Source organism: Paenibacillus sp. Y5S-9, assembly GCF_036894235.1.
GTDB lineage: Bacteria > Bacillota > Bacilli > Paenibacillales > Paenibacillaceae > Paenibacillus.
On the sequence record NZ_CP145887.1, the window covers coordinates 1493197 to 1509043 of the forward strand.

Annotated in this window: 15 protein-coding genes; all 15 read left to right on the forward strand. The window is 46.6% G+C overall.

What is annotated here, in order from left to right; translation table 11 throughout:
* Positions 1 to 35: 35 nt before the first annotated feature.
* The 15 genes from V6669_RS06525 to V6669_RS06595 all read left to right on the forward strand — a co-directional run bounded on the left by V6669_RS06525 (position 36) and on the right by V6669_RS06595 (position 15739).
* Complete coding sequence (locus tag V6669_RS06525) at positions 36 to 1103, forward strand: glycosyltransferase family 4 protein (protein WP_338591952.1); 1068 nt, start codon at positions 36 to 38, stop codon at positions 1101 to 1103.
* Between the two features lie 21 nt (positions 1104 to 1124).
* Entirely contained in the window at positions 1125 to 2069 is a 945-nt protein-coding gene (locus V6669_RS06530) for a glycosyltransferase family 2 protein (protein WP_338591954.1), read from the forward strand.
* A gap of 11 nt (positions 2070 to 2080) precedes the next feature.
* On the forward strand, positions 2081 to 3103 hold the full coding sequence (locus tag V6669_RS06535) for a glycosyltransferase (protein ID WP_338591956.1): 1023 nt from the start codon (positions 2081 to 2083) through the stop codon (positions 3101 to 3103).
* Between the two features lie 43 nt (positions 3104 to 3146).
* A complete protein-coding gene (locus V6669_RS06540; protein ID WP_307539070.1) occupies positions 3147 to 4052 on the forward strand; it encodes a glycosyltransferase in 906 nt (301 codons plus the stop codon).
* 8 nt (positions 4053 to 4060) lie between these two features.
* Positions 4061 to 5437: an oligosaccharide flippase family protein gene (locus V6669_RS06545; protein ID WP_338591963.1), complete on the forward strand. Its 1377-nt coding sequence runs from the start codon at positions 4061 to 4063 to the stop codon at positions 5435 to 5437.
* Positions 5424 to 6452 carry a polysaccharide pyruvyl transferase family protein gene (locus V6669_RS06550; protein WP_338591965.1) on the forward strand — a complete coding sequence of 343 codons (1029 nt, stop codon included), beginning with the start codon at positions 5424 to 5426 and terminating at the stop codon, positions 6450 to 6452. The genes V6669_RS06545 and V6669_RS06550 overlap by 14 nt, the downstream gene beginning before the upstream one ends.
* A complete protein-coding gene (locus tag V6669_RS06555) occupies positions 6449 to 7831 on the forward strand; it encodes a sugar phosphate nucleotidyltransferase (protein WP_133386719.1) in 1383 nt (460 codons plus the stop codon). The genes V6669_RS06550 and V6669_RS06555 overlap by 4 nt, the downstream gene beginning before the upstream one ends.
* A gap of 32 nt (positions 7832 to 7863) precedes the next feature.
* Positions 7864 to 9195, forward strand: coding sequence for a UDP-glucose/GDP-mannose dehydrogenase family protein (locus tag V6669_RS06560; protein WP_338591969.1), 1332 nt, complete (start codon positions 7864 to 7866; stop codon positions 9193 to 9195).
* Between the two features lie 13 nt (positions 9196 to 9208).
* Positions 9209 to 10129 (forward strand): LCP family protein, encoded by a 921-nt coding sequence (locus tag V6669_RS06565; protein WP_338591972.1) that lies wholly within the window; start codon positions 9209 to 9211, stop codon positions 10127 to 10129.
* Between the two features lie 21 nt (positions 10130 to 10150).
* Positions 10151 to 12310: a hypothetical protein gene (locus V6669_RS06570; RefSeq protein WP_338591975.1), complete on the forward strand. Its 2160-nt coding sequence runs from the start codon at positions 10151 to 10153 to the stop codon at positions 12308 to 12310.
* Between the two features lie 16 nt (positions 12311 to 12326).
* Positions 12327 to 12905, forward strand: coding sequence for a VanZ family protein (locus V6669_RS06575; RefSeq protein ID WP_338591978.1), 579 nt, complete (start codon positions 12327 to 12329; stop codon positions 12903 to 12905).
* A gap of 84 nt (positions 12906 to 12989) precedes the next feature.
* Entirely contained in the window at positions 12990 to 13511 is a 522-nt protein-coding gene (locus V6669_RS06580; RefSeq protein ID WP_338591981.1) for a hypothetical protein, read from the forward strand.
* Between the two features lie 251 nt (positions 13512 to 13762).
* The gene (locus V6669_RS06585) at positions 13763 to 14014 is read left to right on the forward strand and encodes a hypothetical protein (RefSeq protein ID WP_143023589.1); all 252 of its coding nucleotides are present in this window, start codon (positions 13763 to 13765) and stop codon (positions 14012 to 14014) included.
* A gap of 32 nt (positions 14015 to 14046) precedes the next feature.
* Positions 14047 to 14955: an ABC transporter ATP-binding protein gene (locus V6669_RS06590; RefSeq protein ID WP_047841976.1), complete on the forward strand. Its 909-nt coding sequence runs from the start codon at positions 14047 to 14049 to the stop codon at positions 14953 to 14955.
* Positions 14948 to 15739 carry a DUF2705 family protein gene (locus V6669_RS06595; protein WP_338591987.1) on the forward strand — a complete coding sequence of 264 codons (792 nt, stop codon included), beginning with the start codon at positions 14948 to 14950 and terminating at the stop codon, positions 15737 to 15739. Before V6669_RS06590 ends, V6669_RS06595 begins: the two co-directional genes overlap by 8 nt.
* The last annotated feature ends 108 nt before the right edge of the window (positions 15740 to 15847 follow it).

Sequence of the window (15847 nt, forward strand, 5' to 3'; positions counted from 1 at the left end):
GGTCTGAAGATTAACGATGAAAAAAGGAGTCTATCATGAAACCAAAAGTATTGGTTGTTGGATCATCCTTGAAGGATATGGGCGGAATTGTGAGTGTCATCAAAAACATTGAGGATTCCTCCATCTCGGAAATGTACGCCATGCAGCGGGTCGAAACGTATATCACGGGCAGCGTGTTCTCACGACTGCTTATTTTTATACGGGGATTCATTCAATTCTGGATGAAGCTGTACACGTTTAAGCCGGATATCGTGCATATTCATATGGCGAACAACGGGAGCTTTTATCGGAAGTCTCTATTTCTGCTAACGGCACGAAAGTTGTTTCGAAAGTCAGTCATTCTGCATATTCATGCGGCCAGCTTTGATGATTTCTACAATCAATTTGCTCTGCAGCGCAAGTATTGTCACTACATTCTGAATCAGGCAGACAAGTTGATTGTCTTGTCCCAGACGTGGAAAGAATACTTTGCTACGATTGTGCCGGAGACAGCGATTGAGGTTCTTTATAACGGGGTCTTTGTCAAAGAACCGTTTGCGAGAGAACAACAGGCAGCCGTTAATGCTCTCTTCATGGGCAGACTGGGTGAGCGAAAAGGAGTCTACGATCTGCTTCAGTCCATTCAGCAATTGAAGGCGCTGGGCGTTACTGCCACCTTTAATCTGGCAGGGGATGGTGAAGTCGAAGAAGTCAAAGCAATCGTGCAGCAGTATGGAATAGAGGATCGTGTCAATGTACTCGGCTGGATTAACGGAGAGCAAAAGGAAAAGCTGATGCGGGAAGCGGATCTACTGGTCCTGCCTTCTTATCATGAGGGATTACCTATGGCCATACTTGAAGCAATGAATTGTGGCTTGCCCATTATATCGACCACCGTCGGAGGCATCCCCGAAGTGATTACATCCGGTCATAATGGGCTGTTAATCGAGCCGGGAGATGTGCACGGGCTGACATCAGCGCTGGAATATCTCATCATGGATGAAGAGGTTAGAGCAAGAATGGGTTCACATAACAGAGCGATTATATCGGATAAGTTCGATATGAATCTTCTCGTGGGCAGATTGTCAGGAATATATGATGCACTTCAAGTGAAGGTATCCTAGTGAACAGGAAAAGGTGATGAAATGAACCCCTTGGTATCTTGCATCATTACGACCCATAACCGGGCCGAGTTATTGAAAAATGCGTTGAGAAGTGTACGGGAGCAAACACATCCGTATCTGGAGATTTTCATTGTGGATGATGGTTCAGAAGATCAGACGCCAGAAATCTGTCAGGCGTGGACCCGGGAAGATTCACGGATTCGGTACATCCGGGTTCCATATCCCAAAGGAGCCAACCATGCACGGAATGTAGGGATATCCCAAGCCAATGGCAAGTACATTGCCTTCCTGGATGATGATGATGAATGGATGCCTGACAAAATAAAAAACCAGGCGGAAGTGCTGGAGCGTACACAGGAATCATTCACCTTTTGCAGCAAGTATCTCGCATACACGAATGAGCAGCATCAGGTGGTCAAACGGAAATTGTCGGTGGAACCTCGCGATGTTATTCGGTATGAGGATCTGCTTACATTCAACTGGATCGGGGAAACGTCCAAAATCATGGTACTTACCTCACTGGCCCGTGAAGTTCGATTCGATGAAAATCTGACATCCGCTCAGGATTATGACTTTTATCTGCGCATATTGAAACGAGGCTACATCGCCGTGAATGTGAAAGAACCGCTGGTGGATATCAACATCCACAGTGGACCACGAATTTCAACCTCTACAACGGCCAAGTACAAGGGCCAACGCAAGATTATTTTGAAATACTACAATGACATGTCCAAGGAACAGAAGCGCCGTCAGTTACACCATTATCGAATGCTGGAATGGTCGAGAAATACGCTTCGCAATAACGTTTATTTGAAAAAAGCACTGTCGCTGTATCCCTGGTGGAAAGATTGGGTACTGCTCAAGCGTAACACCAAAATTATGCTGCAAGGATTTCTAATGAGATTTCATGCAAGGCGCGCAGTTGGAACGTATACAGAGGAACCTGTGCGAATGAAACTAAAGTAAGAGGTGCCTGGATGGAAAATCCGACGGTGTATATGCTGCCCAAGATGATTGAGAACAATAAATTCAATGAGCTGTTATCCGATTCCATTGAGAACAAAGGATGGGAAGTGAAACAGTTTACCAAAAGAGATCTACTCAAACTGAAAAAAAATGATGTGCTGCATTTTCATTGGCCCAGCTTCTATTACAAAGGTTCTTCACTGCTGACAACAGTGATCAAGTCCATTCTGTATGTATTGATGATTTGTTTTGCGCGCTTGCGTGGGGCCAAATTGTTCTGGACGGTGCATAACATCTGGCCTCACAACAGCGGCAAGACGCGGTTTGATTATTGGATGAGAAAAATACTGGTCCAAAATTGCTCCAAGCTGATTGTCATGGGTAAACCCCTGATCTCTGAGATCTGTTCGACGTTTGGGATTGACTCCAGCCGGATCGAGGTTATTCCGCATGGACATTACAAGGGAGTGTATCAGGGGAAAGGCGTGAATATCCGCTCCCGGTTTGGCATCCCGGAGGATAGTTATGTGTATGCGTTCTTCGGTCAGGTGTCGCCGTATAAGGGCGTGGATGATTTGCTGGAGGCATTCAAGGATCTGGATTCCGAACAAGCCCATCTGTTGATTGCCGGTAAAAAGGTAAAGGATTATGACCTTGGAGATGAATTTCTCAAGAGTGGACATATTCATACCCATTTTCATTTCATCGAAGATGATGAATATTCGGATTATTTTGATGCAGTCGATTCGATCATTCTTCCATACAAGCAAATTGCGACTTCAGGCAGTGCAATTCTGGCATTGACCTTCTGTAAACCTGTGGTGGCACCACGGATTGGCTTGTTGGAGGAATACCTGCCCGAAGATTGTGCGGTCCTCTACGAACCTTCTGATCCGGATGGATTGCTTAAAGCGATGAATATGATCCGATTAAAACAATCGGAGTTTCAGGAAGGCAGTGGTTTTGTCAAAGCGTTGGAGCGGCTGGATTGGCCAGTGATTGCCCAAAGGACACTTACCCTGTACTCCAGTTAGTGCAGAAGAATGGGTGGACCTAATTGAAAAATATGGGGATGAAATGATGAAGGTAACCGTCGCGATCTGTACGTATAACCGTGCACATGATGCGGTAGAGGCCATACGAAGTGCAATACAACAGAATTACGCAAGCAGCGACTATGAGATCATACTCATTGATAACAATTCGAAAGACAACACACGGGAAATCGTGCTTCAAACCATCTTGCAGCATGAGAACCATTCGATCCGGTATGTGTTGGAAGAAAAGCAAGGCTTGTCTGTAGCCCGTAACCGGGCCATTCACGAGGCGCGCGGCGAGTATATCCTGTTCCTTGACGATGATGCCTTTGCTTGCAGGGATTGGATTCGCCAGATCGTTAGCGTGTTTGAGATGAATGAAAACATCGGTTGTGTCGGAGGCAAGATTGACCCGATCTGGGAAGTACCTGAGCCAATGTGGATTCCACCGGAGAACAGGTCGCTGTTCACCATTCTGGATTTTGCAGATGAAGTCACTGAAATGAAAAGTCCTTATATTCCATTTGGTGCAAATGTGGCTTTTCGCTTATCCGTCTTTGATCAACTGGCTCCCTTCCGTGAGGACCTTGGAAGAGTGGGAAATAATCTTCTCTCTAGTGAAGAGAGTGAGTTAATTGCAAGAATACGGACAAAGTTCAAGGTTTATTACACGCCGTATGGTGCGGTACAACATAAAGTAGCCAAAGAGCGAACAACGAAGAACTGGTTTCTGCGCCGAATCTATTGGCAGGGTGTGAGTGATGCTATTCGGGATCAGGATCGTGGTGTTGTGCGTACAGCCAAACATGGCATCAAGCTTGCCCAGGGGATCACAACCTCTCTGATCTACATTTATAATGCAGATCGGTTCACACGTCAGCTTGCCAAAGTATGTTACCGAAACGGCATGATCGTTGGGTCGCTTCGTCAAAACAGTAAGGGATGAGGATCGCTATGGCGCAAGTTGCACTTCGCAAAGTATTCAGAGGAAACGGCTTAATGAGTGCCATATTCCAGACAAGTGGAACCAATCTGCTGGTCATGACACTGACGATGTTGTCTTCCATTTTGACGTCACGCATGTTCGGGGTAGAGGGAAAGGGTGCGTTTTCGGCCATTCTATTCTGGCCTGCGCTCTTAACCGGATTGGTCGGATTTGGACTACCAACTTCTATTATTTATAACATCAAACAGAGCGCAACCGAGAAGAGTGCACAGTATGTTCGGTTAAGCTTTCTTTTTCAAGTTCCGGTGTGCATCATCATTGGTGTTGTGGCCTGGTTTGGATTACCTTTCTGGCTCTCCAGCTTTCCGCCGGAGGTCGTGCAGATATCCAGATGGTATACGATTGCTACCGTTCCTGTACTTATTGTCATCAATCTCATATCAGCGCTCTCGCAGAGTCGGGAGAAATTCGCTGTATATAATGGTATCCGGTTAATGATCCCCCTGTTTAATGTAGGCGGGCTTTTTGTGTTATGGGGCCTGGGCATGCTGAGCATTCAGCTCGCGGCTGCGATCTATTTTGTAACCAGCTTCTCCGTGGTGGCGTGGGCTATCTATGCCAACCGTAATGAATTGAGACTGAGATGGTTCAAGGATCGGGTGGACCAGAGTTCAGCCAAGAAGCTTTTTGGTTATGGCAGCAAGGTGTATGGTGTTGAATTGTTAGGAACGCTGTATACCCAGTTTGATAAAATCATTATTTTGGCGTTGCTCACCCCGCGTGATTTTGGACTGTATTCCGTCGTATTTGCGTTATCCCGAATCTACAATGCCGTTCAGACGGCGATTAGCAATGTTGTTTTTCCAAAAGTGACCGGATTGCCCCAAGAGCAGATTATTCGAACGGTTGGCAGAGCCTTCCGCATCTCGCTCATGGTCATGATGATCATAGTAATACCCACCATGTTTGTGGGGAACTACCTGATGGGTCTTCTGTTTGGCTCCGAATTTTTGGAAGCAAGCGTAGCGTTTTATATTTTGGCTGTGGAATGCATCATTGGTGGTGGCTCCTGGATTCTGGCATCCGCATTTAATGCACTTGGTCGGCCAGGGCTTGTGATGATCAGACAGCTCATTGCACTCTCGGTGACGGTGGCTTTGTTCTTTGTATTCACCCCGCTGTGGGGGCTCAACGGCATTGCAATTGCCTTATTGATCGGGTCCATTGTACGAATGGTGGTTACTGTGGCTGCGATGAAGATTGTATTTAAGGTGAAGTTTGCCGCCATGTTCTATGACAAGGAAGATATACCGTTTCTCTATGAACGGTTAAACAAAAAAAGAAGAAGAGTCACCCAAGGAGGAGATGGAGATGCTGGGCACTAACAATATTCATCCAATGGAAGAGTTGAAGGGACATTTACGTCAGATTTTGAAGGTCATTCCACCGCGTACCGAAATCTATTATTTGGATTACCCGGTGCATAGCAATGGTGGCGACTTGTTGATTATGAAAGGTACTGAGGCTTTCTTCCGAGACAATGATATTCATGTACGTGCCAGATACAGCATTCTGGATTGCCCTTTGTCCCTCAAGGTACCGGAAGGTATCACGATTGTGTTGCACGGGGGAGGTAACTTTGGTGATCTGTACCCTGCCCATCAGAAATTGAGAGAACGAATGATTGCTCAGCATCCCAATCACCGGATTGTCATTCTGCCACAGACGATGTTTTACAAGAGTGATATTGAATTGAAAAAGACAGCCCAAGTATTCAATCGTCATAAGGATGTACACTTTTTTGTCCGGGACACCTTATCTTATGAGATAGCCAGTAAAGAATTTCAACAAACCAATGTGTATCTCTCTCCCGATATGGCGCATCAGTTGTGGCCTTTGAAGTCCAAGAGCAAGCCTACGGCAGAGATGTTGTATTTCTTCCGTAAAGACATTGAGAAGACTCAGAATCAGGTGCATTACGAATCCGTCAGTGGACCCAAGGCTACGTTTAAAGACTGGGAGACATTGTACAACCGGGTAGACCGGAAGATCATTCGCATGATTACATCCCGGTTGAAGTCAGGGAAAGGCAGCTCTTTTGCCCGCTGGTTGTGGTACAAATACTCTGATCGGATGGTACATACGGCCATTAAGGAATTCAATCAATACCAGACCATCACGACATCCCGTCTGCATGGACATATTCTGGCCTGTCTCCTGGATCAACCGAACATCCTGCTGGATAATTCATACGGCAAGAACTCGAATTATTATGCAGCTTGGACCAAGAGCAATCCGGCAGGCAGACTGGAATCCAATCAGACCAGCACATATAACAAGCCAACCGAGACCAGCAAGGGAGCGAGTACGGTTGTGCTGTCGGATGGTGCAGCGCTATGAGAAGTATTCTGTTATCCGGCGGTTCTGGCAAGCGTCTCTGGCCGTTATCCAACGATTCCAGATCCAAGCAATTTCTTAAAGTTCTTCATGGGCCTGAGGGGAATCCGGAATCCATGGTACAGCGGGTATGGCGACAGCTGAATCATGCCGGACTTGCATCAAAGGCGCTTATCGCAACCAGTTTGCCACAGGTTGAGATTCTGACTTCTCAGCTGGGAGACGATGTGAGACTGGTTGTGGAGCCTGAGCGCAGAGATACGTTTCCTGCGATTGCGCTGGCAGCCTCCTATCTGTATTCCGTAGAGAGTGTGAGTCTGAATGAGACGATTGCAGTGTTGCCGGTAGATCCCTTTGTTGAAAAAGAATTCTTCGAAGTGCTGGCAACCTTACCGGAGATGCTTGATAAGTCTGGTGCTGATCTGGCCTTGATGGGAGTTGTGCCGACATACCCGTCAGAGAAATACGGATACATCATTCCGCAATCCCTATCTTCCAGTGAAAATAACAATGAATACGTGAATGTAGCGAAGTTCCAGGAGAAACCCTGCGAATCCGATGCGGTCCTTATGATGGAGCAGGCCGCATTATGGAATTGCGGGGTTTTTGCTTTTAAGCTGGGTTATTTGATTAATCTGCTCATTGAGATGGAGCTGCCGATCCAGTATGACGAAATGCTGAAGCAATACGGAAGATTGAACAAGATCAGTTTTGATTACCAGGTTGTCGAGAAGGCGAATCAGATTATCGCTATTCCGTATAACGGCTTCTGGAAAGACCTAGGCACGTGGAACACACTCACGGAAGAGATGGGAAGCTCAGTAGTAGGAAAAGGGTGGATTACGGGAGATTCCCTGAATACGCACCTGGTCAATGAATTGAACATTCCGGTTGCCATATTGGGATTGTCGGATGTGGTGGTCGCCGTGAGTCCGGATGGCATTCTGGTCAGTGACAAAGAAGCCAGCCCACGTATCAAGGAAATCTTGAAGAATGAGGATCAACGCCCCATGTATGAGGAGCGTAGGTGGGGGTGCTACAGGGTTCTGGATTACACAAGAAACGAAGCTGGCGGCGAGGTTCTCACCAAACGAATCTGCATCAGTGCCGGGAAAAACCTGAGTTATCAATACCATTTGCTTCGCAATGAGGTATGGACGGTTGTATCGGGAACAGGGGAATTGATTCTGGATGGGCAGAGCCGAATGATCGGGCAAGGAGATACGGTGATCATTGACCGGAGTATGCTTCATTCTGTCAGAGCCGTTACGGAACTGGAGATCATCGAAGTACAGATCGGCAGTCAGCTGATTGAGGAAGATATCGTTAGAGTGTCTACCGAATGGCAGGACATTGTTCAGACATATGTGAAGCACGCGTAACCAACACATTAGGACATGGGGGAGATTATGGAATGAATATTACGGTGATTGGCACAGGGTATGTGGGTTTGGTATCGGGCGTATGTTTTTCGGAACTGGGAAATAACGTGATCTGTGTCGACAACAATGTGGAAAAAGTGAATATGTTAATGGACGGTCATGTTCCGATCTATGAACCGGGTCTGAAGGATATCATGAATGCCAATATGAAAGCAGGAAGGCTGTCCTTCACCACCAACATTCAGGATGCCATCAGTCGTTCGGATATCATCATTATCGCGGTGGGTACGCCATCCCTGCCTAATGGCGAAGCAAATCTGAGCTTTATTGAGCTTGTCGCGCGAGAAATAGGTTCTTATATGGATAATTATAAAATAATAATGACTAAAAGCACTGTTCCTGTCGGAACCAACGATCGTATTCAGGAATGGATCAGCAGTCTGACGAATCATCCATTCGACATGGCATCGGTACCGGAGTTCCTGCGAGAAGGTACTGCTGTCCAGGATACGCTCTATCCTGACCGGATAGTCATTGGGACACATAGTGAGCGGGCAGTCGCCACGTTGAAAGAGCTGCATCAGCCATTAACCGATCAGATTATTGTTACGGATATTCGCTCGGCCGAAATGATTAAATATGCATCCAACGCTTTTCTGGCAACCAAGATCTCATTTATCAACGAAATCTCTAACATCTGTGAAAAAGTAGGAGCAGATGTCAGCCGCGTTGCCGAAGGCATGGGCTATGACAGACGAATCGGTGCCTCCTTTCTCAAGGCAGGCATTGGTTACGGAGGTTCCTGTTTCCCTAAGGATACACAGGCTCTGATACAAATTGCAGGTAATGTGGATTATGACTTCAAACTGCTGAAGTCCGTGGTGGAAGTGAACAAAGATCAACGCTTCAACGTCATTCGTAAACTGGAAGATGCACTAGGCTCACTCGAAGGGAAGGAGATTGCCATCTGGGGGCTTGCTTTCAAACCGGATACCGATGACGTTCGTGATGCTCCGGCGATTGAGATCATTCAGCGTTTGCTTGAGCAGGGAGCAGTGATTCGGGCATATGACCCCATCGCTACCGAGAACTTCCGCAAAGAGGTGGATTCCCCATCCATTACGTGGGAGGATCGTGCCATGAACGCGGCGGAAGGTGCTGATGCACTCTGCGTTCTGACGGAATGGAAAGAGTTCATGGAGGTTAATCTGACTGATTTGGCAGCGCATATGAATCAACCCATCCTGATTGATGGAAGAAACATCTACGGAGCAGATCAGATTAAAGATACGTCCTTCCAATACTACTCCGTTGGTCGTCCAGGTCTAACCAATATCGATGGAAGAAAAACGGCAGTCATCTAACGGAGGCCATAACATGAGACGCGGGATCAAAATAACATTAGGTGCCCTTTCCCTTGTTGCAGTTGTCATGATTGGATATTCGGTGTATCTGTATCTGCATGTTAAATCTGCGGCGGATCAAATGTATGAACCCCGGGAACCCATCAAGCAGGTATCTATTGTTGACCAGCGGGGTGGGGGAGATTTCCCTGTGGACATGGAGAATGAAGAACCTTTTAATGCTTTGATCCTGGGTGTGGATGAACGTTCCAATGATCGGGGGCGCTCCGACACCATGATTGTATTAAGTATTAATCCTGCGAAACAATCCGCACTTATGTTTAACATCCCCCGAGATACCAGAACGAATATTGTTGGTCACGGCACGGAGGATAAGATCAACCATGCCTATGCTTTTGGGGGCGTTAACATGTCTGTGCAAACGGTGGAACAATTGCTTGATGTTCCCATACATTACTACATGAAAGTGAATATGGAGGGCTTTGCACAGGTCATCGACATGGTGGGTGGGGTGGATGTGAATAACCCGTTTGCATTTGACTATGAAGGTTATCGGTTCGAGCAAGGAAATATTCATCTGGATGGTGCAGCAGCTTTGGGATTTTCGCGAATGCGTTATGATGATCCGAAGGGGGATCTCGGGCGGAATGACCGTCAGCGGGAGATTATCAAACAAGTGCTGAAGAATACGGTTCAGGTATCCAACGTGTTGCAACTGGAGACGTTGCTGGATGAAGTGAGTGCTCACGTGAGAACTGACGTTACCTTTGATGAAATGAAGCAGATGTTCTCCAATTACCGCCCGGTGCTGAATCATATCGAGTCTGTTGAGATCAAAGGCACGGGCAAGAAAATAGACGGAGTGTATTACTATATCGTGGAACAGTCAGAGCGAGACAGAATACATCAGATGATTGAAGAACATTTAAAATGATCGGATAGGGCGGTGAACCAGATGCGTATCTCCAGGCTATTGAAATTATCTCTGATTGTGCTCCTAATGTATATGCTCATGATACCTGCAAGTACAAACGTTGTTCAATCAGCTCAAAACTATCAATGGAAGAATATACCTATTGGTGGTGGGGGGTACGTTACAGGTGTGGTTATTCATCCGACTGAGCCTGATCTGGTTTACGCTCGAACTGACGTTGGAGGAGCCTATCGGTTGGATGCAGCCTCAGGAGATTGGGTCCCGCTACTGGATCATTTCGGAGATGAGGACAGCAATCTGTACGGTGTGGATGGGATTGCACTGGATCAGCAAAACCCTAATATCGTGTATATCGCTGCTGGGAAGTACGGGAATGTGGGGCCGAGCGATATTCTGAAATCTACAGACCGGGGAGAAACCTGGATTCGAACCGGACTTAATCTTCGGAATGAATCGAATGGAAATATCCATCGCGCCATGGGAGAGAGCATCGCCGTCAATCCCACGAACTCCAATTACCTGCATGTTGGTACACGATATGATGGATTGTACACTTCCAGTGACGGGGCAGCAACATGGAGCAAGGTATGGGATGTACCTAGCGGGCTGTCCGGTGAGGGAATACGAAGTGTAGCTTATGGATTGAATCCCGTCACGAAGCAAGGTCAAGTTGTGTATGCGGGGGTTCGCGGCATTGGTGTGTATAGCAAAGCACCAAGAAGCAATGGGCAGACCACCTGGCAACTTACCGGAAGAAGTCCCGAATATCCTGCACGTATGACTGTGGCGAAGAACGGGACGTTGTATGTGACCACGGATAATCAGGGCGTCTACAAGTTCAATGGTGTGCAGTGGACGAATATAACACCGAGCCCCAGTTACTCATCTTATTATGGAATCACGATTGATCCCAATAATGATAATCACATCCTGGCAGCCGTTCGAACAGGCGGAGATAATCTGCCACTGTATCGTTCCGTTAATGGCGGACAGAGTTGGACAACAGTGAGCAAAACGCTGGTATCCAAACCGTCATGGTGGACACCCAACATGTTTTTCTCAGCGACATCCAGTATCAAGTTTGACCCACATAACCCGGGCACGGTATACGCTACAGACTGGTTTGGCGTGTACAAGACGGAAAATATCAATGGTACCAATGGATTGACCGGTAGTACTGCGAGTACTTGGGAAGCCATTACCGATGGTCATGAAGAAGTCGTCGCACTCACTGCATCCACACCACCTCAGGGTGTTTCATTCTTTAGTGGTTTAACGGATCAAGTCGGATTTAGACATGAAAATGTAAACGATGTTCCTCTTAATAAAATCCCGCTCGCAGGTATGCGAGAAATTGTGAGTATTGACTATCATGAGGCAAATCCGAACTACATGATATTTCTGGGAAGCAGTGACTGGTATGGTACGACCACACGTTTATTTGTTTCTTCCAATAACGGAGTTACGGTAACGCCGGTAAACGTTCCAGCAGGTTCTACACTGGGGCGGGTGGCCTATTCAGCCATTAATCCAAATGTAATTGTTTATTACCCCCAGACAGGTAATCCGGTCAGAAGCACGAATCGTGGCGCAACATGGCAAAATATGAATGGTGCCCCTTTTCAGGCTATCGGGGGAAATATGGTCTTCGCCTATAATCATCCACTGGCTGCCGATCGCATCAATGGATATAAATTTTATATGTATGCTGCTGGTTATATGTATCGCTCAACGGATGCTGGTGCCAACTGGTCCAAAGCCAATACGGTTCGCCTTCCTATTAATACGGATATTAATACGAGCTTCATTAAAGTCGAGGCTGCACCTGGTGTGGCAAATAATGTATGGGTGAGTCTGGGAACCGATGGATTATTTGCATCCACGAACTCAGGAACTACATTTTCCAAAATCCAAGGCGTACAAAACTCCAAATTATTTGCCTTTGGTAAAGCTCAGCCCGGCAGATTGGTTCCAGCTGTTTATGTATATGGCACCGTAAATAACGTGAATGGATTCTTCCGTTCAGATGATATGGGGGTAACCTGGAACAATATAGGTCCTTTAGGTAATGGAATCGGGCTGGGCAATGAACCGCAAATTATGGCGGCAGATCGTCAAATCTATGGTCAGGTATATGTAGGTACAAATGGCAGAGGTATGTACGTTGGATCAATAGAATAACAAGAGAGATATGAAAGTGGTGAAGATCAAAATGATGGAGGAGGGCTCCGGGCGCACGAGACAAAAGCATGTACGAAGAACGTACGGATTTCTCATTGCTCTGCTGCTGATTGTGATCTGGATTCTGGTTATCTGGTCCATGTCCACACAATCCTCTCAACAGCAAGACATTCAGCCTTGGCTTCATAAATGGTCTCAAAAATTGCACATCGGTTTTACGCTTCCTGATGTGCAATTCACTTACGGGGAGTATGAGTATTCGCTGAAGCAGAGGCCGTATGATTTTGCAGAGTTCATCTTTCGCAAGAGTGCGCACTTATTTGTATACGCTGTGCTCGCCGTGCTTGTGTACGGCGGGCTGCGGTACAGAAGAACAGCCCTTGTGACCAGTATCGTTTCTGCTCTGGCTGTGGTGTTTGTTATAGCCTCCATTGATGAGTATATTCAGCAGTTCAGCCCGGACCGGACAAGCTCGATACGTGATGTTGGAGTAGACTTGCTCGGCGGCTGCTGTGGGATTGCCATATATGCAGGACTTCAGTCCATTATACGAAGGATCAGAAAGGGAAAGCGTACTTCCATTCACAGTGAGTGATTTCCCAGGAAATTAGATGTATCGTTCAACTTCTACTTGTCTGCCATCCATCATAAGTATGGAGTAGGACAAGGAGGACTGGACATGCTGCGAAGAAGGAACCGGAATGCTTTGCTCAAAAAGATCGGGTTCATCGCGATCATTGTATTATTGCTGTGGTTGATTGCCAGAACCATTCCGTATCTGTTTCAGGCAGATACATCGGATGAAGCTGCTGCTGTTGCCGAAGAGTTTTACAAATATGAGCAGACGGGTGACTTCGGCAGTTCATGGGAACTCTTTCATCCCCTGATGAAAGAGCGGTTTCCCAAGAGTGCTTACGTACAGAACAGAGCACATATATTTATGCAGCACTTTGGCGTGGAAACGTTTGAGCTGGAGATGGAAAAGCCGGAGCGCGAGTTTGATGTAACCGTGATCGATGGCGTTAAGCCATTTTCTGAAGCCTACAGAATCCGGGTCACCCAGAAGTACACAGGTACCTTTGGCCAATTCGATATTGTGCAGACCTGTTATCTTGTAGAGGATGGCGATGTGTGGACATTACTCTGGTATTATCCAAATCAGAAAAATGAGGATACCTCGCAGGTCGACAATAGTGACTGATCAGGAAATAATATTAACCCATACGTTGCACCGAATTGTATCATTTACCTTACATGAAGCTCTGTAAATGCGAGACTTTTGTCGCATTTATGGAGCTTTTTTTGTGTTTTTCTTGTTTTTATGCCTGTAAAGCCTTGACAATAGTCCCGGTGTCAAGTAAATTACGAGATAGATACAAAATGTATCAATTTTCAGCGTCTAACGACAAATAACAAGGACTTCTAAGCTCCTTGTGAGGGGAAGGAATATCATTGATCGAAACGGGCCGCTTTTACTGTGTCAGTTGTGGGATGATTGTGTCGGTCGCTAGAAGCTCTGTCGAAATGAAGGAAGAGGGCAATGGAGGCAATCACGTATTTCGCACCGGATTCTACCGGAGTGAAATGCCGCTTGGATGCTGTGAAGCGTGTGTAGTTGAAGCGAAACGTCAGGGGAAATCCCAGTTTGCGGGACAATATACTAAAGATTATGATACACTATGTGCATATGAGAAACGGGCATGAAGTATATGCTCGTCCATGAAGGAGGGGATTGAATGCAGCAGGAGCCGGTCGTCCGGATTCAGGGCGTCAGCAAAATCATATCCTCCCGATCATTGGTCAGCGACCTGACTCTGGATATTTCTCCGGGGCAGGTTTTTGGTTTTTTAGGACCTAATGGCGCGGGGAAAACAACAACGATTCGGATGATGGTTGGACTGATGTCCATCAGTAAAGGTGATATTTTCATCTCGGGACACAGTGTGAAGAATGAATTTGAGAAGGCGGTAGCCCAGGTAGGAGCTATTGTGGAAAATCCGGAAATGTACAAGTTTCTGACCGGGTACCAGAATCTCGTTCACTTTGCCCGCATGTCGCCGGGAGTTACGAAGGAACGTATTGCTGAGACGATTGAGCGTGTGGGGCTTACGGCCCGTATTCACGATAAGGTCAAAACCTATTCACTGGGCATGCGCCAGCGTCTGGGTGTCGCGCAAGCGATATTACATAAACCGAAGCTGCTTGTACTGGATGAGCCGACTAATGGTCTGGACCCACAGGGTATACGGGAACTGAGAGATTATTTGCGTCAGCTTACCCAAGAGGAAGGTATTACAGTCTTTGTATCCAGTCATTTGTTGTCAGAGATGGAGCTGATGTGTGATACGGTGGCCATCATCCAGAATGGCAAGTTAATCGATGTAAGAAACCTTCGGGCTGAAGCCGGTTCGGATGCATTAATCGAAGTTGCTTTTGAGCTGAATGATGCAGATCGTGCTGCGGATCTGATTCAGGGTGCTGTCGTACAGGGCAATGTCCTGGTGATGCGGGTGTCTCGTGAGCAGATTCCGGATATCAATGCCAAGCTGGTTAGCGAAGGGTTTCAGGTATACGGTATTCGTAACGTGACTCACACCCTGGAAGAACAATTCTTGCAAGTCACTGGGGGTGGAGGCATTGGGTAGTTTTGGTAATCTGATATTGAATGAGAATATGAAAATTTTCCGTCGTCCCCGTACCTGGATCATGTTATCGATTCTGGCGCTGATCTCGCTATTAATGCCAGTGTTACTGCGAGAAGGCATGGGGTCCAATGAAGTGTTGTACTGGGAAGCGGCTGTAACGACCATCCAGATTACGTTTTTCCTGAACACGATCTTCTGTGTCGTGATTGCAGCGGAATCGGTTGCGGGCGAATTTACGTGGGGAACCATTAAGCTATTGCTGATCCGTCCATGGTCACGAAGCAAAGTTCTCGCTTCCAAATATCTAACCGTCATTGGCTTCAGTATTGTCAGTACATTGCTGGTCATCGTGATGGCCATGCTAACGTCTTATATCCTTTTCTCGCATGATGCGCCGGGAGGAAGCAGTAGTCCGGCTACGAATGCTCTGACGTTATGGGGATATTTGTACGTTGATCTGTTCATTACGCTTGCGATTGCCTTTATGGTGTCCTCCGTATTTCGTTCAGGTGCACTTGCGATTGGATTATCCCTGTTCATTATGTTCTCACAGAGTATCTTCTCACTCATATTCAATCCGGTCCGTTATGAATGGGCCAAGTATGTTCTATTCAACAACATGGATCTTAGCAAATACATGACCTCCGGGGCGGATTTTGCGTTAATGGGTGGTCCAAGTGCAGGAATGACACTGGGATTCTCTATTGCAGTTCTGGCGGTGTATTACGTTATTTTCATGGTGATTTCCTGGGTTGTATTCAGCAAAAGAGATGTGGCAGGCTAACGCCTGCTTTTTTTTTTGCTCCAATGCTGTTTTGGAAAGAAAAAAGGGTATATTCAACATCGCCTGTGGCATGACTGTCATTTAAGGGTACTTAGTATCATAAGTAAA